Raw genomic sequence first — 18189 nt, forward strand, 5'->3', positions numbered from 1 at the left:
GCGGCGCCGGCCTTCGGACTCGCATGTTTGCGGCGGAACACCAGCGGCGCCAGGGCCAGCACGACGGCGCCGGCACCGACGAACCCGGCGTCCTGGCCCCACAGGGTCTTCACGACGGCCACCACGACGATCCAGCCGAGGGAGAACGGGATCAGGCCCTTCCAGCCGAGCGCCATGAACTGGTCGTAGCGCAGCCGGGGCAGGGTGCCGCGCAGCCAGATGAACACGAACAGCAGCAGCAGTACCTTGCCCAGCAACCACAATGCGGGCCAGCCTCCGCGGTTCGCCCCGTCCCACAACGAGATCGGCCACGGCGCCCGCCAGCCGCCGAGGAACAGGGTGCTGGCCAGGGCGGACACCGTGACCATGTTGATGTACTCGGCGAGCATGAACGTCGCGAACTTCAGCGACGAGTACTCGGTGTGGAAACCGCCGACCAGTTCGCCTTCGGCCTCGGGCAGGTCGAACGGCGCGCGGTTGGTCTCCCCCACCATCGCCACGAGGTAGCTCAGCAGGGAAGGCGCCAGCAGCACCCCGAACCACAGCCGCTGCTGGGCCTGCACGATGTCCGATGTGGACATCGAACCGGCCACGAGGAAGACGCCGACGAACGACAGCGCCATCGCGATCTCGTAGGAGATCACCTGCGCCGCCGAGCGCAACCCGCCCAGCAGCGGGTACGCCGAGCCCGAGGACCAGCCGGCCAGCACGATGCCGTAGACCCCGGTCGACGCGGCGGCGAGCACGAACAGCACGCCCACGGGCAGATCCGTGAGCTGCAGCGCGGTGGTGTGGCCGAACACGGTGACCTCAGGGCCGAACGGGATCACCGCCATCGACAGGAACGCGCAGGCGCCGGCGATCATCGGGGCCAGCACGAACACCACGCGGTCGGCCGCTTTCGGGGTGATGTCCTCCTTCAGCGCGAGCTTGAGCGCGTCCGCGAGCGACTGCAGCGTGCCCCACGGGCCGACCCGGTCCGGCCCGACCCGCATCTGCATGAAGGCCACGACCTTGCGCTCGTAGACGACGCAGAACATGGTGATGAGCAACAGCAGGACGAAGATCGCGACCGCCTTTCCGGCGACCAGCCACCACGGGTCCCGCGCGAGCAACTGCGCCGCGGTCATCTCGCCTCCGGTGTCTTGCGGGACACCCGCACCCGGTCGGCACCCGCAAGCGGGGCTCCGCCATCGTCGCTCGCGTGTGCCTCCGGTGTCTTGCGGGACACCCGCACCCGGTCGGCACCCGCAAGCGGGGCTCCGCCATCGTCGCTCGCGTGTGCCTCCGGTGTCTTCGCTGTCCGCACGAGCGAACCGCTGACCGCGCCGAGCGTCTCGAGCACGGTGCAGCCCTTCGAGTTCTGCGGGAGCCACACGACTCGCTCCGACATTTCGGTGACGGCGAGCGGCAGCGTGATCGAACCCCGCGGGGTGGACACCGTGAGAAGATCGCCGTCCGCCACGCCGATCTCGGCGGCGGTGATCGCCGAAAGCCGCGCGACCGGGCGGCGCGCCGCGGCGGCCAGGTTCCCCTCCCCGTCCTGGAGGCGGCCGTTGTCCAGCAGCATCCGCCAGCTGGCGAGCACGGCCTCCCCCTGCTGCGGCGCGACGTGCACCGGGCTGACCGGTTCGAACCGGGGCCGGGCCCCGGACCACGAACCGAGCCGCGCCAACTCCTGCCGCGCACCGTCCACGCTGCCGAGATCCACACCCGCGCGGGCCGCGATCGCGCTGAGCACGCGGTGGTCGGGCCAGCGGCCCGCATCCCGCACGGCCGCTTCGAACACGCGGTGCCGGTTCTCCCAGTTGACGAACGTCCCCGCCTTCTCGCCGGGCACCGCGACCGGGAGCACGACATCGGCCCGCTCGGTGACCGGACCGGTGCGCGTTTCCAGGCTCACCACGAACGGCGTCCGCTCGAGCGCCCGCAAGGCCGTGCGGGAATCGCGCAGGTCGCCGGGCTCGACCCCGGCCACGAGCAGCGCGCCGAGTTCGCCGCGCGCGCCCGCGGCGAGGATCGCCTCGGTGTCTCGGCCCGGTTCCGCCGGCAGCGAGCGCACTCCCCACGCCCGGGCCACTTCGGCGCGAGCCCCGGGATCGGCCACCGGGCGGCCACCGGGCAGCAACGCGGGGAACGCTCCCGCCTCCAGCCCGCCGCGGTCCCCGGCGCGGCGCGGCACCCACCCGAGCGCCGCGCCGGTCACCTCGGCCAGCCGGGCCACCGCCGTCAGCGCACCGGGCGAGGCCGCGAGCCGCTCGCCCACGAGAATCACCGCGCCAGAAACGGAAAGCGCCTGCCGTGCTTCGCCGGAGGCCAAGGCACCGGCCTCCGCGCCGGGCATCGCGCGCAGCACGGTTCCGGCGAGCTTTGCCAAGCCACGGCTGGCGAACGGCGCGATCGCGAGCACGCGAAGACCCGCTCGGACCGCCTTACGCAGCCGCAGGAACACGATCGGCGCCTCCTCTTCGGGTTCGAGCCCGGCCAGCAGCACGACCGGGGCGCGCTCCAGATCCGCGTAGGCCGGACCGGGCGCACGCGCGACCACGGCGGTGAGGAAACCTGTTTCCTCCACCGAAAGCGGCCGGGCGCGGAAGTCCACATCGTTCGTGCCGAGCACGATCCGCGCGAACTTCGCGTAGCCGTAGGCGTCTTCCAGGCTCAACCGCCCGCCGGTCAGCACCCCCACGTTGCCGCGTGCCGCGGCCAGCCCCTCAGCGGCCGCCGCCAGCGCGTCCGGCCACGGCGCCGGTCCGAGCCGCCCGGTCCGCCGGTCCCGCAGCAGTGGTGCGCCGAGCCGGTCGGGCGCCGTGGTGTACCGGAACGCCCATCTTCCCTTGTCGCAGCTCCATTCCTCGTTGACCGCCGGGTCGTCGCCGGCGTTCCGCCGCACGATTTCGCCGCCCCGCGAATCCGTACGGATCGCGCAACCGGCGGCGCAGTGCTCGCACACCCCAGCCGTCGACACCAGGTCGAAGGGGCGGGAGCGGAACCGGTACGAACTCGCGGTGAGCGCGCCGACCGGGCAGATCTGCACCGCGTTACCGGAGAAGTACGAGTCGAACGTGGTCGAGTCCCCCACCCCGATCTGCTGCGCGGCACCGCGCTCCATCAGCGCGATCAGCGGATCGCCCGCCACCTGTTCGGCGAACCGGGTGCAGCGCGCGCACTGCACGCACCGCTCACGGTCGAGCAGCACGAGGCTGGAGATCGCGACCGGTTTCGGGAAGGTGCGCTTGGGACCGGTGAACCGAGACCGCGTGCCACCGTTGGTCATGGCCTGGTTCTGCAGCGGGCATTCGCCGCCCTTGTCGCAGACCGGGCAGTCCAGGGGATGGTTGATCAGCAGCAACTCCAGCACACCGCGTTGCGCGCGCTCGGCCATCGGCGAGGTGAGCTGGGTGCGCACCGCCATGCCGGGAGCCACCGCCGCCGTGCATGCGGTGACGGGTTTCGCCTGCCCGGACACCTCCACGAGACACTGCCGGCAGGCGCCCGCGGGTTCGAGCAGCGGATGATCGCAGAACCGGGGGATCTCCACGCCCGCCGCCTCGGCGGCGCGGATCACCAGCGTGCCCGGGGGCACGGTGATCTCGGTTCCGTCGACGGTCAGCGTGACCGGCCCGGTCATCGCCGGACTCCCTCGTCCGCGAAGAGAGCGCTGCGTCCGGGCGGGAACGGGCAGGCGCCCACGTGCAGATGCGCCAGGTACTCGTCCCGGAAGTGGGCGACCGACGAGACGATCGGGCTGGTGGCGGCGTCACCGAGAGCACAGAACGAGCGGCCCGCGACGCTTTCGCACACGTCGAGCAGCTTGTCCAGATCGTCGGCGCCCGCAGTGCCCCGCTCCAGTTCTTCGAGAATCCGCGTCAGCCAGAACGTGCCTTCGCGGCACGGGGTGCACTTACCGCACGATTCGTGCGCGTAGAACTCCGACCAGCGCAGCACCGCGCGCACCACACAGGTCGTCTCGTCGAAGATCTGCAGCGCCTTGGTGCCGAGCATGGACCCGGCCGCCGCGACACCCTCGTAGTCGAGCGGGACGTCCAGGTGTTTCCCGGTGAGGATGGGGGTCGAGGAACCGCCGGGCGTCCAGAACTTCAGCCGGTGCCCGTCGCGGACACCGCCCGCGCGTGTGAGCAACTCTCGTAACGTGGTCCCGAGTGGAGCCTCGTACTGACCGGGCCGCGCGACATGCCCGGAAAGCGAGTACAGCGTGAAACCCGGGGACTTCTCGGTGCCCATCGAGCGGAACCATTTCGCGCCCTCGCGCAGGATCGCGGGCACGCTCGCGATCGTCTCGACGTTGTTGACCACGGTCGGGCACGCGTAAAGGCCCGCGGTGGCCGGGAACGGAGGACGCAGCCGTGGCTGCCCTCGCCGGCCCTCCAGGGAGTCCAGCAACGCCGTCTCCTCTCCGCAGATGTAGGCACCCGCGCCCGCGTGCACCACGACGTCGAGGGAGAACCCCGAACCGAGGATGTCCTCGCCGAGGTAACCGGCGGCGGTCGCCTCGACGACCGCGGCGTGCACCCTCCTCAGCACCGGGACGACCTCGCCGCGCACGTAGAGGAACGCCTGCCGTGCGCGGATCGCGTAGGCGGCGATCACGACGCCCTCGATCAGTTCGTGCGGGTTGGCCATCATCAACGGCACGTCCTTGCACGTGCCCGGTTCGGACTCGTCGGCGTTGACCACAAGATAGTGCGGTTTGCCGTCGCCCTGCGGGATATAGCCCCATTTCACGCCGGTCGGGAAACCCGCCCCGCCACGTCCGCGCAGCCCGGCGTCCTTGACCGCGGCGATCACGTCGTCGGGCGGCATGGCGAGCGCGGCCGCGAGCGCGCGGTAGCCGTCGTGCCGCCGGTAGGCCTCCAGCGTCCACGACTCCGGCTCACCCCACATGCGCGTGAGCACCGGGGCGCTCATCGTGTTTCCTCGGGAAACCCGGCCAGGAGGCGCGAGGTCTGCCGGAACGTACACAGTGGACTCCTACCCCGCGAGGGAGACACCGCGCGCCCGGCGCGCAGGTCGTCGACGAGCCGCCGTGCGGCCGCGGGGGTCATGGTGTCGAAGAACTCCCAGTTGACCATTATCACCGGCGCGTGATCGCAGGCCGCGTTGCACTCCACGGCTTCGAGCGTGATGGAGCCGTCCTCGGGCGAATACTCCTGCAGGGCGCCGAGGATGGCGTCGCCGCCCATGACCGCGCACAGGGTGTTCGTGCAGACGCCGACGAGGTAGTCGCCGACCGGAGCACGTTTGTACATCGTGTAGAAGGTCGCGACGGCCTGGACCTCGGCGACGGTGAGACCGAGCCGGCGGGCACAGAACTCGATGCCCGCGGCCGAGACGTGACCTTCCACCGACTGCACGAGGTGCAGCAACGGCAGCAGTGCCGAGCGAGCGTGCGGGTAGCGCGCGATGACCACCTCCGCGTCCGCCGCCAGATCGGTCCACACCGGACTGTCTGCTGTGGTCATCGATCGACCCCTCCCATCACCGGGTCGATCGACGCGATCGAGGCGATCACGTCGGCGACCATGCCCCCCTCGCACATCGCGGGAACGGCCTGCAGGTTGACGAACGACGGGTCACGCATGTGCACGCGGTACGGCCGCGCGCCGCCGTCGCTGACCGCGTGCACGCCCATCTCCCCGCGTGGGGACTCCACCGCCGAGTACACCTGTCCCGGTGGCACCCGGAAGCCTTCGGTGACCAGCTTGAAATGGTGGATGAGCGATTCCATCGACTCGCCCATGATCTCGCGGACGTACTCGTGGTCGTTGCCCAGACCGTCGCCGTGCACCGTGAGCTGCGCGGGCCAGGCGATCTTCCGGTCCGCCACCATCACCGGTCCCGGCCGCAGCCGGTCCAGGCACTGCTCGACGATCGACAACGACTGCCCGATCTCCTCCAGCCGCACCCGGAACCGGCCGTAGGCATCGCAACCGTCCCAGGTGGCCACCTCGAACTCGTAGTTCTCGTAGCCGCAGTACGGCTCGCTCCTGCGCAGATCGTGCGGCAGCCCGGCGGCGCGCAGCACCGGCCCGGTGATGCCGAGCGCCAGGCAGCCGGCGAGGTCGAGGAAGCCGATATCCTTCGTGCGCGCGACGAAGATACGGTTCGCCGTGCACAGGTGCTCGTAGTCGCGAATCCGCTCGCGCATCACCTTCACGAACCCCGCGATGTTCCCCTCCGCCCCGGCCGGCAGGTCACGCGCCACGCCGCCGGGCCGGACGAAGGCGTGGTTCATCCGCAGCCCGGTGATCAGCTCGAACAGGTCAAGGACCAGTTCGCGTTCCCGGAAACCGATCGTCATCACGGTGAGCGCGCCGATCTCCATCCCGCCGGTCGCGATCGACACCAGATGCGAGGAGATCCGGTTGAGCTCCATCAGCAGGACGCGGATGACGGTCGCGCGCTCGGGCACCTGCGCGGTGATACCGAGCAGCTTCTCCACCGCGAGGCAGTAGGCCACCTCGTTCGCGAACGGAGCCAGGTAGTCCATCCGCGTGATGAACGTGACCGCCTGCGTCCACGTCCGGTATTCGAGGTTCTTCTCGATCCCGGTGTGCAGGTAGCCGATCCCGCACCGCGCATCGGTGACCGTCTCGCCCGCCAGCTCGAGGATCAGCCGCAGCACCCCGTGTGTGGACGGGTGCTGCGGTCCCATGTTGACCACGACCCGCTCTTCCGGCACCTCGCCGGCGCCTTCGACCACGGTGTCCCAGTCGCCGCCGGCGACGGTGAACACCGCGGCACGCTCGTCGCGGAATTCCACAGTGGACATCAGCGGTACGACCTCCGCTCGTCGGGCGGTGGCACGGACACACCCGGGTACTCGACGGGAATGCCGCCGAGCGGGTAGTCCTTGCGCTGCGGGTGCCCGTCCCAGTCGTCGGGCAGCTGGATGCGGGTGAGCCCGGGGTGGCCGTCGAACACGATCCCGAAGAAGTCGTAGGTCTCGCGCTCGTGCCAGTCCGCGGTCGGGTACACCGGCACGATCGACGGGATATGCGGATCGCTGTCGGGGCAGGACACTTCGAGCCGGAGGCGCCGGTTGTGGGTGATGGACAGGAAGTGGTATGCCACATGCAGTTCGGCGCCCTCGTCCTGCGGGAAGTGCACGCCGGAGACCGAGCAGCACAGCTCGAACCGCAACGCCGGCACGTCGCGCAGTGCCATCACGACCTGAAGGAGCCGTTCGCGCCGCACGACGAAGGTGAGCTCGCCGCGATCGACGACGGTACGCGGCGCGGCCGCGGTGAGCGAGACCCCGCGCTCGGCGAGTGCGTTCGCCAGATCGCCGGCCACCTCGTCGAACCAGCCCCCGTAGGGTCGCGGGCTTCCTTCGGGCTGCCGGACGGTGTGGCGCAGCCGGCCGTACCCGGACGTGTCGCCAGGACCGTCTACTCCGAACATTCCGGCGCGGGCCGCCACGACGCCGGGGCGCTCGGCGCTCATCGTGCCGCTCCCAGCGGCCTCCGCTGGATTTCCTCGTGCAGGGTGAGGATCGCGTGCATCAGCATCTCGGGGCGGGGCGGGCAGCCGGGCAGGTATACGTCGACCGGCACCACATGATCGACACCCTGGACGATCGCGTAGTTGTTGAACATGCCGCCCGAAGACGCGCACGCACCCATCGACAGCACCCACTTCGGCGCGGCCATCTGGTCGTAGACCTGGCGCAGCACCGGTGCCATCTTCTGGCTCACCCGGCCGGCGACGATCATCAGATCCGCCTGGCGCGGTGAGGCGCGGAACACCTCCATCCCGAAGCGGGCCAGATCGTAGCGGCCCGCGCCGGTGGCCATCATCTCGATGGCGCAGCACGCCAGCCCGAACGTGGCCGGCCACAGCGAGTTCTTCCGTACCCACCCCGCGAGCTGCTCGACACCGGTGAGCAGGAAGCCGCTGGGCAGCTTCTCCTCCAAGCCCATAGTTCCTCCGCGCGTCAACGGTTGGGGTCGAGCAGATGGGACAGCAACAGCAGCTGTGTGATGGCCAGCGGCTCGCTGCGCACGCCCGCGCCGAGGTTGCCGAGCGTGAGCGGCACCTCCCCGGCGTCGACGCCGAGCCGCTCCCAGATCGCCTTCTCCACCACGAGGCTTTCCTCCCGGGGCACGTACCCGTGGATGTGCAGGGTGTCGACCGGGCGGCCGTCGGAGTCCCTGGTGAGCTTGAGGTGGATGGCTCGCTGCTCGTTGCCGCCCAGCACCCGGCTCAACTCCGGATAGTTCATGGTGGGCCGCAACATCAGCTCCGCCGACAGGGGCGTGCCCGGCGGATCGTGCCGTCCCGCGATCGGCGCGAAGCGGACCACGATATCGGCGTAGGCCCGCTGCGGGCGGATGAACTCCGCCGATTCCGGCTCACGCCGCGCCAGCTCCGCGACCACCGCGTCGGTCCGGTAGCCGCGCTTGTCGGTGTCCCGCTTGACCTTCCACTGCCGCCGGACCTCCTCGGCCGGATCGAGATAGATCGAGATATCGAAGCAGGCGCGGGTCAGCTTGGTGTGCAAGGGAAGCAACCCCTCGACGATCACGAACTCGTGCGGCTCGACCAGTTCGGGCCGGGTCAGCTCGCCCGTGTCGTGGTCGTAGACCGGTTTGAGGATCGGGCGACCGGTCGCGAGCAGCTGCAGATGCTGTTCGATGATCTCGACGTAGTTGCAGTCGGGATGCAGCGCGGTGAACGGCAGCCCCTTGCGTTCACGGCGGTCGTAGCGGTGGTAGTCGTCCACGCAGATCGTGGTGACCCGGTCCTGGCCGAGTGCCTCGGCCAGCCCCGTGGTCAGTGTGGTCTTGCCGGCGGCGCTGTCGCCGGCGACGGCGATCATCACCGGCCGGGCGGGCCGGTCGCCCTCGACGCGCTCGATCCGGATCAGCTTGTGGGGCATGCCCGCTCCCGTCCCATCTGCCGCAAGGCGGTCTCCACCACGGCCGCGACCGTGAACCCGAGTTCGGCGTACACGGTCGCGCCGGGTGCGCTCGCGCCGAACCGGCGCAGCCCGAGCACGGCGTCGCCGTGGCGGGCCAGTGCCTGCCACCCGGTGGGCACCCCGGCCTCGATCCACACCACCGGGCAGTCCGCCAGCCGGAACTCGCCCGCGGCCAGTGCCCGCTCGAACTGTTCACGCCACGGCACCGACAGGACCTCGACGGCGACGCCCTCGCCCGCCAGTTCACCGGCCGCGGCCAGCGCCAGCGCCACCTCGGAACCGGTGGCGGCCAGCACGATCTCGGGCTCGCGCGCGTTCGTCCACACCGGACGAGCGCCGAACCGGTCGATCGCGTGGCCCTCGGAAGGTGGCTGCAGTACGGGCAGATCCTGCCGGCTCAGCACGAGCGCGGTGGGCCCGCTCGCCCGCTCCAGCGCGATGCGCCAGCACGCCGCGGTCTCGTTGGCATCGGCAGGCCGCAGCACCGCGAGGCCCGGGATGAGCCGCAACGACTCCAGTTGCTCGACCGGCTGATGGGTCGGGCCGTCCTCACCGACCATGATCGAGTCGTGGGTGAACACGAACACCACCGGCAGTCCCATCAGCGCGGCCAGCCGGATCGACGGCCGCAGGTAATCGGAGAAGACCAGGAAAGTGCCGCCGTAGCAACGGAATCCGCCGTGCAGGGTGAGGCCGTTGAGCACCCCCGCCATCGCGTGCTCCCGGATGCCGAAGTGCAGGGTCCGGCCGCGCCGATCGTCCACGGACACGTCCCCGCCGCCCGGGATCGTCGTGTTCGTGGAGGCCGCGAGATCCGCGGATCCGCCCACCAGACCGGAAAAAACCGTGGCCACCGACTCCAGCACGATGCCCGAAGCCTTACGGGTGGCCATCTTCGTCCCCGGTTCGAACACCGGCAGCCACCCGGCGAGGCCGGCCGGCGGCCCCAGCGGTGCCGCCGGGTCCCACTGCGCGGCCAGTTCGGGATGCGCCTGCGCCCACTGGCGGCGGCGGTCGCTCCAGGCGAACTGTTCGGCCTGCGCGCCGGCCGCCAGTTCGGCGCACCGCTTGCCGACTTCGGGCGGTACATGGAACTTCTCCGCCGGCCAGCCGAAAGCCGCCCGGGCGGCGGCGAGCCGCTCCTCGCCGAGTGGCGCGCCGTGCGCCTTGCAGGTGCCCGCCACCTCAGGTGCGCCGTACCCGATCGTGGTGCGCACCGCGACCAGGCTCGGCCTGCCTTCCTCGGCGGCCGCCTCGGCGAGCGCCGCGATCATCGCCGGCCCGTCGTTGCCGTCGGCGACGCGTACGGTGTGCCAGCCATACGCCACGAACCGGGCCGCCACGTCGTCGGAGCAACTGCGGCTCGCGGGCCCGTCGATCGTGACGTCGTTGTCGTCGAAGACGACGTTCAGCCGGCCGAGGCCGAGGTGCCCGGCCAGCGATGCGGCCTCGTGGCTGATGCCCTCCATCAGGTCGCCGTCCCCGGCGAGCACCCAGGTGCGGTGGCCGACCACGGTGTGCTCCGGTGTGTTGGCGCGGGCGGCGAGCATCCGCTCGCCCAGCGCCATCCCGACCGCGTTCGCCAGACCCTGCCCGAGCGGTCCCGTGGTGGTCTCCACGCCGGGCGTATGGCCGTACTCCGGATGCCCCGGTGTGCGCGAACCCCACTGGCGGAACTCGCGTAACTCCGCGGCGGCCAGGTCGTAGCCGAACAGGTGCAGCAGCGCGTAGAGCAGCATCGAACCGTGCCCGGCCGACAGTACGAACCGGTCGCGGTCCGGCCACCCCGGCTCCGCCGGATCGTGTCGCAGGAACCGCGACCACAGCGCCCACGCCGGCACCGCGGCGCCCATCGGGAGCCCGGGATGGCCGCTGCGGGCCTGCTGCACCGCGTCCGCCGCGAGCATGCGGATCGTGGTGACCGCGAGGTCGTCCACCTCGTCCCAGTGTTCGTCGCGCGGGTTCATGCCGCGTCCTCGCGCACCGTCGCTAGTTGCCGCAGGCGCGCCAGTTCCACCGCCATCGCACCCCGTCGGCGGAACAGCGCGGAGCCGGCGCAGAAGGTGGTCGCGCCCGCGCGGGCCGCGCCGGCGATGGTGTCCGGCCCGATCCCGCCGTCGACCTCCAACTCGATCGGCCGTCCGGTCCGTTCGACCAGCGCTCGCGCCTCCGCGATCTTGGACTCCATTGTGGACAGATAGGCCTGACCGCCGAAACCGGGGTTCACGGTCATCACCAGCACCAGATCCACCAGGTCGAGCACATGTGTGATGGCCGACAAAGGTGTTGCCGGATTCACCGCGACCCCGGCGCGCACCCCGAGATCGAGCACCGCGGTCAGCGTCCGGTGCAGATGCCGGCACGTTTCCGCGTGCACGATCACGAGTTCGCACCCGGCCTCCACCCAGCGTTCGAGCATCGGCTCGGGCCGGGCCACCATCAGGTGCGCCTCGAACCCGACATCGACCAGGGGGCGCACCGACGCGATCACATCGGGCCCGATGGTCAGGTTCGGCACGAAGACGCCGTCCATGACGTCCCACTGGATGCGGTCGATCCCGGCTTCCTCGAGCGAACGGCATTCCTCGCCGAGCCGGGCGAAATCCGCCGGCAGGATCGACGCCACCAGGCGCGGCCGCGATGGGGTCGGCTGCATTCTCCAGACCTCCCGAGTCGTTGTCGCCCGAAGGTAAGTCGGGGCCGTGGCGGCGCGATCCCCCCGCACGGGGGTGCGGGCGGGGGAATTCCGGAATCGCGGGAAGCGGCTCGGCGGCGGGTAAACTCCAGCTATGCGGAACCAACCGTTGCGAGTCCTTCTCGTCGACGACCACGCCATGGTCCTCGAAGGGCTCAAAGCGGTCCTGGGGCGTTTTCGCGGTCGCGTACGTGTCATCGGGCAGGCACTCGACGCGGACGAGGCGCAGTGCCTGGTGTCCAGCCTCGAACCGGACGTCGTCCTCGTGGATGTGCGGTTGCGCGGTTCGATGAGCGGGCTGGACCTGTGCCGCCGGCTGATCGAGGCGGCGCCGGACCGCAAGGTGGTCCTGCTGAGCGCGTACGACGACGAGCAGTACCTCTTCCAGGCCATGCGGGCGGGCGCGGCCGGCTACCTGCTCAAGTCGATCGGCGGCGAGGAACTGGTCCGCCATCTCGAACTCGCCGCCACGGGCGAGAAGGTCGTCGACCCCGGCATGGCAGGGCGGGCCGTCGCGTCCGCGGCGCGGCTGCAGGCCGGCGAGTTCTGGCCGGGCGCGCATCTGTCGTTGACGCAGCGCGAAAGCGAGGTGCTGGGCCATCTCGTGGCGGGGCTGTCCAACCGCGCCATCGCCGCCAAGCTCGTGCTCGGCGAGGAGACGATCAAAAGCCACGTGCGGGCCATCTTCCGCAAGCTCGACGTGAACGACCGGGCCGGTGCGGTCGCCACCGCGCTGCGCGAAGGAATCTTCCAATGACCCACGGTCTCGGCCTCGCCGACCCCGGGCGCGAGAACGCGTTGCTGGTCGGCATCATCGAGGCGATCTCCGCCGGGCCCGAGCTCACCCTGCTGGCCGCCAGGGTCGCGCCCCTGATCGCCGAGGCGACGAGCACCGACGTGTGTTTCGTGCACGTGCTCGACGACACCGACCGGTCGCTGACGCTGGCCGGTGCCACTCCGCCGTTCGACGAGCAGGTCGGCGCGGTGCGGCTGCCGCTCGGCGAGGGCGTCGCGGGATGGGCCGCGAGCCACGGCCGGCCCGTGGTGATCGTCGAGCACAAGGAACGGGACCCGCGCTACCGCTACTTCCCGCAGTTACGCGGTGAGGACTACACGTCGATGGTGTCGGTGCCGATGGCGAGCGAGCCCGGCGGCCTGGTCGGCGTGCTCAACGTGCACACCCGGGCCCGGCGCGACTTCGCCGAACGGGACGTGCGGCTGCTCACCTCGATCGGAAGCCTGCTCGCCGGGGCGATCCACCAGGCCCGGCTGCATCGCCGGCTCACGGTGCGCGAGCGCGCGCATGAGCGGTTCACCGAGCAGGTCATCGCGGCGCAGGAGACGGAGCGGCGCCGGCTCGCGGGCGATATCCACGACGGCATCACCCAGCGGCTGGTCAGCCTTCGCTTCCACCTCGACGCGGCAGCCGGCGCGCTGACCGGGCGTTGCGAGTTCGCCGCCGGGCAGGTCGAACGGGCGCGCGAACTGGCCGACTTGACCTTCGACGAGGCCAGGGCGGCGATCACCGGCCTGCGGCCACCGGTGCTGGACGACCTCGGCCTCGCCGACAGCCTGGCGAGCCTGTCCCGGTCACTCGCCGAACTGGACGTGCTGGTCGATGTCGAGGACTGCGCGCTGCCGGACCACGCCGCGATCGCGCTGTACCGGATCGCGCAGGAGGCGCTGCAGAACGTCGTCAAGCACGCGCAGACCAGGGCGGTCGCGCTGCGGCTGAGGACCGATGCCGGCGAGGTCGTCCTCGAGGTCAGCGACAGCGGACGCGGTTTCGACCGGGACGGGGCGTTCTTCGGTGACGGCTCCCCTTCCGGCGGCTACGGCATGGTCGGTATGGCCGAACGCGCGGAGCTCATCGGCGGCAGGCTGGCCGTCACCTCCCGCCCCGGGCAGGGAACCACGGTCACCGCACGGGTTCCCGCCCGGTGACCGGTATCCCGGCGGCCAGCGGTCCGCCACGGTCGGCCCGGCACGCCCCGAAACCGGGATACACCGCGGCCGCGCCGGTGAAGTCCTGGCGGCGGGTGTAGTCGTTGGTCACCACCACGCAGGCCAGTCCCGCGGCGAGCGCGGCGCGCAGGCCGTTGGCGGAGTCCTCCACCGCGACCGCGCGGGACGCGGGCAGCCCGAGCCTGCGCAGCACCTCGACGTAGGCGGCCGGATCCGGTTTGAGCGCCCCGATTTCGCTGCCGGTCACCACGACCTCGAACAGGTCCGGGCCGAACAGGCGGTCCAGCAACGGTGCCACCCAGTCGCGGGTGCCCGTCGTCGCGACGGCCAGCCGCACGCGGGCGGACACCAGTTCCCGCAACAACTCCCGGAGTCCGGGCCGCGCGGCGATCCCGCCGTTCGTGACCAGATCTCGCATCCGCTCGGTCTTGTCACGGTGCAGCCGCGCCGCGAGACCGGCCGCCTCGCCCGCGTCGTGCCCTCGGCTCTCCAGGTACGCGGCAAGCCTGCGGCGGCCACCGGTGATGGCGAGCAACCGGCCGTATTCCCCGGTGTCCCAACGGTAAGGCAGCCGGTTCGCCGCGAAGGCGGCATTGAACGCCGGGCGGTGCCCGTCGCGCTCGCTGTCGACCAGCGTGCCGTCGACGTCGAACACGACCGCCGCGTACGGCTTACGCGACATGGTCACGCACCATGTCGCCGCCGGTCAGCGCGGCCGCGTTGCCGCGCACCCGGTCCGCCAGCGCGTCCTGCCCGGCCTCGACCCGTTCCGGCCGCCCCTGCCACGCGGCCAGCGCCGGATCCACCAGCGCCCGTCCGAACGAGAACGTGAGCGGCCACGGCACCTCGAAGTCCCGCATCGCGGCCAGGTTCTCCGTCGCCTGGATGACCGGCTGCCCGCCGGACAGGAACGCGATACCGGCGACCTCCGCCGGGACCGCGCCGCGCAGCGTGCCGACCGTGGCCTTCGCGACCTGCTCCGGGTCCGCGCGCTCACCGGAGGACTTGCCGGGTACCACCATATTCGGTTTGAGCACGGCCCCGTCCAAGGCGACCCCGGCCTCGCGGAGTTCGGCGAACACGTCGAGCAGCGTCGCCGTGGTCGCCGCGGCGCACGCCGCCATCGAATGCTCGCCCTCCATCAGCACCTCGGGTTCGACGATCGGCACGACGGCGGCTTCCTGGCACAGCGCGGCATAGCGGGCCAGCGCGTGCGCGTTGGCCCGGCGCGCCCTGCTGGTCGGCCTGCCCTCGCCGATCACGATCACCGCGCGCCATTTGGCGAACCGCGCGCCGAGCGAGGCGTACTCGGCGAGCCGCTCGCGCAGCCCGTCCAGGCCCTCGGTGACCTTCTCCCCCGGTGCTCCCGCAAGCGGTTCGGCGCCGGTGTCGACCTTGATTCCGGTCAGTAGCCCGGTATCCGCGAGCGCCACCGGGAAGGGCCGTCCATCCGATGTGGACTGGTGGAAGGTCTCGTCACAGAGGATCACTCCGCTGATCCCCTCGGCCAGCCCGGGTGTCGTCACCAGCATCTCCCGGTAGGCCCGCCGGTTATCCTCCGTCGGCGCGATCCCGGCCTTCTCCAGCCGGGCGGACATCGTCGCGATACTTTCGTCCGCGGCGAGGATCCCCTTGCCCGGAGCGACCATCTCGGTGGCGGTGGCTTGCACGCTCACGCGCTGAACTCCCTTTCTTCCCGGTGGTGGCGGTACTCGACGACGCTGTAGGCGCCGAGCCGGTCGAGCTTGTGCTCGCTGAGCACGAACCGGACGGTGCCGCTGCGGGCGCGCATCACCAGCGACTCGGTGGTCGCCGCGAGCCGTCCATACCGGACCCCGCGCAGCAACTGGCCGTCGGTGACCCCGGTGGCGACGAAGAAGGCCTCCTCACCCGCGACGAGATCGTTCGTGGTCAGCACCCGGCTCAGATCGTGGCCGGCGGCCAGCGCCCGCTCGCGTTCCGCGCCGTCGCGAGGAGCCAACTTGGCCTGGATGACACCGCCGAGACATTTCAGCGCGCACGCGGCGATGACGCCCTCCGGGGTTCCGCCGATACCGAGCAGCAGGTCGATACCGGTACCGTCGCGCGCCGCCATCACCGCACCCGCCACGTCGCCGTCGGAGACGAGCCGGATCCGGGCTCCGGTCTCGCGTACCTCGTCGGCCAGCCGGGCGTGCCGCGGCCGGTCGAGCATGCAGACGGTGACGTCCTCGGGCTCGCCGCCCTTGGCCTTGGCGACGACGCGCACGTTGTGCGCCACCGGGGCTTCGATATCGACGGCGTCCGCCGCGTCCGGCCCGGTCACGAGCTTGTCCATGTAGAACACCGCGGACGGGTCGTACATCGTGCCGGCCGGGCTGACCGCCAGCACCGAGATCGCGTTGCCCATTCCCTTGGCGGTCAAGGTCGTCCCGTCGATCGGGTCGACCGCCACGTCGCACGGCGGCCCGTCCCGGCTGCCGATCTCCTCGCCGTTGTGCAGCATGGGCGCCTCGTCCTTCTCGCCCTCGCCGATCACCACGACGCCCCGGATCGGCAGCGTGTCGGTCATCGCGCGCATCGCGTCGACCGCCGCCCGGTCCGCGCCGTTCTTGTCACCACGGCCGACCCATCGGCCGGCGGACATCGCGGCCGCCTCGGTGACCCGGACCAGATCGAGCGCGAGGTTGCGATCCGGCGCGGGCCGGGCTGTCCTGGTTTCCACGCGGCCTCCTTCCCGTGCCCAGCACGCTAGGAGCGTCGCGAACCGGTCAGCTCCCCCTGCGGGTGGAACGGGCGGGGGAACCGCGTGGCCGCCGCCAGCCCCGGCCGGCGATCAGGTGTGCCACGAGCAGCTCGACGGTCGCCGGGGCCCGCCGGTGGGTCACCGCATGCCAGCGACGGCGAAGCGGTGTGCCCGGCAGCTGCACGGTCACCAGCTCGCCCGCGGCGAGCGGGCGAGCGACCGCCTCGCGAGACACCAGCGTGACGCCGAGCCCGGCGACCGCACCGGCGACGACCGCGCCGTTGGACCCGAGCGTCAGCCGCGGTGGATCGAGTTCCAGCCCGGCGAGCAGCGCCTCACAGGTCGAGCGGGTACCGGAACCGGCCTCGCGCATCAGCCAGGTGGTGACGCCCGGCTCGAACGTCTCCGCGACGGGCGGCGCCGCGACGGGGACGAGATCGTTGCCGCGCACGGCCCGGATCACCACATCGCCGGTGCCCCGCGGCGGCCGGCCGGCGATCACGAGATCGGTCTCGTTCCGGTCCAGCAGGGCCCACACGTGTTCGCTGGTGCCCACGTCCAGCCGCAGCCGGACGTCCGGGTACTCCGCGCGGAAACCGGCCAGCGCGGCCGGCAGCAGGTGATCGGCCGCCGTCGTCACCGCGGCGAGCCGGATGCGCCCGCGGGCCGGGTCCGGGTCACCACGAGCCGCGGACAGCGCCTCGTCGTGCAGCCCGAGGATCGCGCGGGCGTAGCCGGCGAAGGTCTCCCCGGACGGCGTGAGCCGCAGACCCCGCCCGTTCCGCTCGACCAGCGACACGCCCACCTCGTTGCTGAGCGCACTGATCGCCGCCGACACGGCGGACTCGGTCAGCACGAGACGGGCCGCCGCCGCACGCACCGAGCCGGTGTCGGCCACCGCGACGAAGGCCCGCAGCCGCGCTGTGGTCGTCATTCACCCGTCTTACCCGGTCACCGGCCCGCCGGGCCAGTGCTCAGTGGAACGAGTCGCCGCACGCGCAGGAACCCGACGCGTTGGGGTTGTCGATGGTGAACCCCTGCTGCTCGATCGTGTCGACGAAATCGACGACCGCACCCGCCAGGTACGGGGCGCTCATCCGGTCCACCGCGACCCGCAGCCCGTCGAACTCGCGTACGAGGTCGCCCTCCACGCTCCGATCGTCGAAGAACAGCTGGTATCGCAGGCCGGAGCAGCCGCCAGGCTGGACCGCGATACGCAGCCGCAGGTCGCCGCCGCCTTCTTCCTGCGCGAGCAGGGCCTTGGCCTTCACGGCCGCGGCCTCGGTCACGGTGAGGTCGTGCGTCTGCTGTTCGAGTGTCATGCCACTCCTTTCCCGGCCGGCGCCGGGTCCGAGGCGAGGCGGTGCCGCATCGCCTCCATGTCGACGGTGCGCACCTTCGCGATCATTTCTTCCAGCAGCGGTCCGGCCGTCGCGCCTTCGCGCGCGTACAGCACGATCCCCTCGCGGACGATCATCAACGCCGGTACGGCCGAGATTCCGAACGCACGGCCGAGTTCGGGCTCCGCCGTCACGTCGACGGTGCCGAACGTCAGATCGGGATGCCGTTCCGACGCTCGCGCGAACACGGCGGTGACCGGCTCGCAGGAATCGCCGAACTCGATGAAGAGGATGCCCGCACTCGTCCCGAATGCGGCGAAGCCTTCGGTAGTCACCGTCACCGGCGCCATGCATACCTCCTCACATACCGTACCGGGTATGGTACCGCTGACCGGGCCGGTTGCGCACCCCCTGGCTATTTCCGCTGTGGGCACTGCTGCGCGACAAACCGGTCACACCAACGGCGTGACATCCTCATCGAGACTCCTTGCCGCGGCACGGCCTTAGGCCTACTATATGC

The 18189-nt window shown here is 71.2% G+C and carries 16 protein-coding genes and 2 pseudogenes; 2 read left to right on the forward strand and 16 right to left on the reverse strand.

Annotated features, from left to right (window positions below; translation table 11 throughout):
* Positions 1–50: 50 nt before the first annotated feature.
* The 10 genes and pseudogenes from nuoH to rpe all read right to left on the reverse strand — a co-directional run.
* Positions 51–1130, reverse strand: a pseudogene (gene nuoH / locus HFP15_RS42185) (NADH-quinone oxidoreductase subunit NuoH); the annotation flags it as partial.
* Positions 1127–3631 carry an NADH-quinone oxidoreductase subunit G gene (locus HFP15_RS15825; protein ID WP_168516182.1) on the reverse strand — a complete coding sequence of 835 codons (2505 nt, stop codon included), beginning with the start codon at positions 3629–3631 and terminating at the stop codon, positions 1127–1129. The gene HFP15_RS15825 and the pseudogene nuoH, both read right to left, overlap by 4 nt.
* The gene (gene nuoF / locus HFP15_RS15830; RefSeq protein WP_168516184.1) at positions 3628–4929 is read right to left on the reverse strand and encodes an NADH-quinone oxidoreductase subunit NuoF; all 1302 of its coding nucleotides are present in this window, start codon (positions 4927–4929) and stop codon (positions 3628–3630) included. Before nuoF ends, HFP15_RS15825 begins: the two co-directional genes overlap by 4 nt.
* Positions 4926–5483: an NADH-quinone oxidoreductase subunit NuoE gene (nuoE, locus tag HFP15_RS15835; protein WP_168516186.1), complete on the reverse strand. Its 558-nt coding sequence runs from the start codon at positions 5481–5483 to the stop codon at positions 4926–4928. The genes nuoF and nuoE overlap by 4 nt, the downstream gene beginning before the upstream one ends.
* Complete coding sequence (locus HFP15_RS15840; protein ID WP_168516188.1) at positions 5480–6793, reverse strand: NADH-quinone oxidoreductase subunit D; 1314 nt, start codon at positions 6791–6793, stop codon at positions 5480–5482. The genes nuoE and HFP15_RS15840 overlap by 4 nt, the downstream gene beginning before the upstream one ends.
* A complete protein-coding gene (locus HFP15_RS15845; RefSeq protein ID WP_168516190.1) occupies positions 6793–7467 on the reverse strand; it encodes an NADH-quinone oxidoreductase subunit C in 675 nt (224 codons plus the stop codon). The genes HFP15_RS15840 and HFP15_RS15845 overlap by 1 nt, the downstream gene beginning before the upstream one ends.
* Positions 7467–7943, reverse strand: a pseudogene (locus HFP15_RS15850) (NuoB/complex I 20 kDa subunit family protein); the annotation flags it as partial. The pseudogene HFP15_RS15850 and the gene HFP15_RS15845, both read right to left, overlap by 1 nt.
* A gap of 14 nt (positions 7944–7957) precedes the next feature.
* Positions 7958–8902: a phosphoribulokinase gene (locus tag HFP15_RS15855; RefSeq protein ID WP_168516194.1), complete on the reverse strand. Its 945-nt coding sequence runs from the start codon at positions 8900–8902 to the stop codon at positions 7958–7960.
* Positions 8887–10911, reverse strand: a complete 2025-nt coding sequence (gene tkt / locus HFP15_RS15860; RefSeq protein WP_168516196.1) for a transketolase — start codon at positions 10909–10911, stop codon at positions 8887–8889. Before tkt ends, HFP15_RS15855 begins: the two co-directional genes overlap by 16 nt.
* Entirely contained in the window at positions 10908–11600 is a 693-nt protein-coding gene (rpe, locus tag HFP15_RS15865) for a ribulose-phosphate 3-epimerase (RefSeq protein ID WP_168516198.1), read from the reverse strand. Before rpe ends, tkt begins: the two co-directional genes overlap by 4 nt.
* Positions 11601–11733: 133 nt before the next feature.
* Between rpe and HFP15_RS15870 the strand changes: the two genes are divergently transcribed.
* Both HFP15_RS15870 and HFP15_RS15875 read left to right on the forward strand, forming a co-directional pair.
* On the forward strand, positions 11734–12396 hold the full coding sequence (locus tag HFP15_RS15870; RefSeq protein WP_168516200.1) for a response regulator: 663 nt from the start codon (positions 11734–11736) through the stop codon (positions 12394–12396).
* Entirely contained in the window at positions 12393–13583 is a 1191-nt protein-coding gene (locus HFP15_RS15875; RefSeq protein ID WP_168516202.1) for a GAF domain-containing sensor histidine kinase, read from the forward strand. The genes HFP15_RS15870 and HFP15_RS15875 overlap by 4 nt, the downstream gene beginning before the upstream one ends.
* On the opposite strand, the gene HFP15_RS15880 is transcribed toward HFP15_RS15875, so the two are convergent.
* From HFP15_RS15880 to HFP15_RS15905, 6 genes are read right to left on the reverse strand one after another with little or no spacing between them, the layout of a single operon-like run.
* The gene (locus HFP15_RS15880) at positions 13558–14286 is read right to left on the reverse strand and encodes an HAD-IA family hydrolase (protein ID WP_168516204.1); all 729 of its coding nucleotides are present in this window, start codon (positions 14284–14286) and stop codon (positions 13558–13560) included. The genes HFP15_RS15875 and HFP15_RS15880 overlap by 26 nt on opposite strands.
* Positions 14276–15280 (reverse strand): class I fructose-bisphosphate aldolase, encoded by a 1005-nt coding sequence (locus HFP15_RS15885; protein WP_168516206.1) that lies wholly within the window; start codon positions 15278–15280, stop codon positions 14276–14278. Before HFP15_RS15885 ends, HFP15_RS15880 begins: the two co-directional genes overlap by 11 nt.
* The gene (glpX, locus tag HFP15_RS15890; protein WP_312871610.1) at positions 15277–16308 is read right to left on the reverse strand and encodes a class II fructose-bisphosphatase; all 1032 of its coding nucleotides are present in this window, start codon (positions 16306–16308) and stop codon (positions 15277–15279) included. The genes HFP15_RS15885 and glpX overlap by 4 nt, the downstream gene beginning before the upstream one ends.
* Before the next feature lie 46 nt (positions 16309–16354).
* Positions 16355–17263 carry a LysR family transcriptional regulator gene (locus tag HFP15_RS15895; RefSeq protein ID WP_168516208.1) on the reverse strand — a complete coding sequence of 303 codons (909 nt, stop codon included), beginning with the start codon at positions 17261–17263 and terminating at the stop codon, positions 16355–16357.
* Positions 17264–17303: 40 nt separating this feature from the next.
* Positions 17304–17651, reverse strand: a complete 348-nt coding sequence (locus HFP15_RS15900) for a HesB/IscA family protein (protein ID WP_168516210.1) — start codon at positions 17649–17651, stop codon at positions 17304–17306.
* Positions 17648–18019 carry a thioredoxin family protein gene (locus HFP15_RS15905; protein WP_168516212.1) on the reverse strand — a complete coding sequence of 124 codons (372 nt, stop codon included), beginning with the start codon at positions 18017–18019 and terminating at the stop codon, positions 17648–17650. The genes HFP15_RS15900 and HFP15_RS15905 overlap by 4 nt, the downstream gene beginning before the upstream one ends.
* Between the last annotated feature and the right edge of the window lie 170 nt (positions 18020–18189).

Source organism: Amycolatopsis acididurans, assembly GCF_012328925.1.
GTDB classification, from domain to species: Bacteria; Actinomycetota; Actinomycetes; order Mycobacteriales; family Pseudonocardiaceae; genus Amycolatopsis_E; species Amycolatopsis_E acididurans.

Coding starts and splice junctions, on each gene's coding strand:
- HFP15_RS15825 (WP_168516182.1), bottom strand. CDS start 3,631: ATGACCGGGCCGGTCACGCTGACCGTCGACGGAACCGAGATCACCGTG.
- nuoF (WP_168516184.1), bottom strand. CDS start 4,929: ATGAGCGCCCCGGTGCTCACGCGCATGTGGGGTGAGCCGGAGTCGTGG.
- nuoE (WP_168516186.1), bottom strand. CDS start 5,483: ATGACCACAGCAGACAGTCCGGTGTGGACCGATCTGGCGGCGGACGCG.
- HFP15_RS15840 (WP_168516188.1), bottom strand. CDS start 6,793: ATGTCCACTGTGGAATTCCGCGACGAGCGTGCCGCGGTGTTCACCGTC.
- HFP15_RS15845 (WP_168516190.1), bottom strand. CDS start 7,467: ATGAGCGCCGAGCGCCCCGGCGTCGTGGCGGCCCGCGCCGGAATGTTC.
- HFP15_RS15855 (WP_168516194.1), bottom strand. CDS start 8,902: ATGCCCCACAAGCTGATCCGGATCGAGCGCGTCGAGGGCGACCGGCCC.
- tkt (WP_168516196.1), bottom strand. CDS start 10,911: ATGAACCCGCGCGACGAACACTGGGACGAGGTGGACGACCTCGCGGTC.
- rpe (WP_168516198.1), bottom strand. CDS start 11,600: ATGCAGCCGACCCCATCGCGGCCGCGCCTGGTGGCGTCGATCCTGCCG.
- HFP15_RS15870 (WP_168516200.1), top strand. CDS start 11,734: ATGCGGAACCAACCGTTGCGAGTCCTTCTCGTCGACGACCACGCCATG.
- HFP15_RS15875 (WP_168516202.1), top strand. CDS start 12,393: ATGACCCACGGTCTCGGCCTCGCCGACCCCGGGCGCGAGAACGCGTTG.
- HFP15_RS15880 (WP_168516204.1), bottom strand. CDS start 14,286: ATGTCGCGTAAGCCGTACGCGGCGGTCGTGTTCGACGTCGACGGCACG.
- HFP15_RS15895 (WP_168516208.1), bottom strand. CDS start 17,263: ATGACGACCACAGCGCGGCTGCGGGCCTTCGTCGCGGTGGCCGACACC.
- HFP15_RS15900 (WP_168516210.1), bottom strand. CDS start 17,651: ATGACACTCGAACAGCAGACGCACGACCTCACCGTGACCGAGGCCGCG.
- HFP15_RS15905 (WP_168516212.1), bottom strand. CDS start 18,019: ATGGCGCCGGTGACGGTGACTACCGAAGGCTTCGCCGCATTCGGGACG.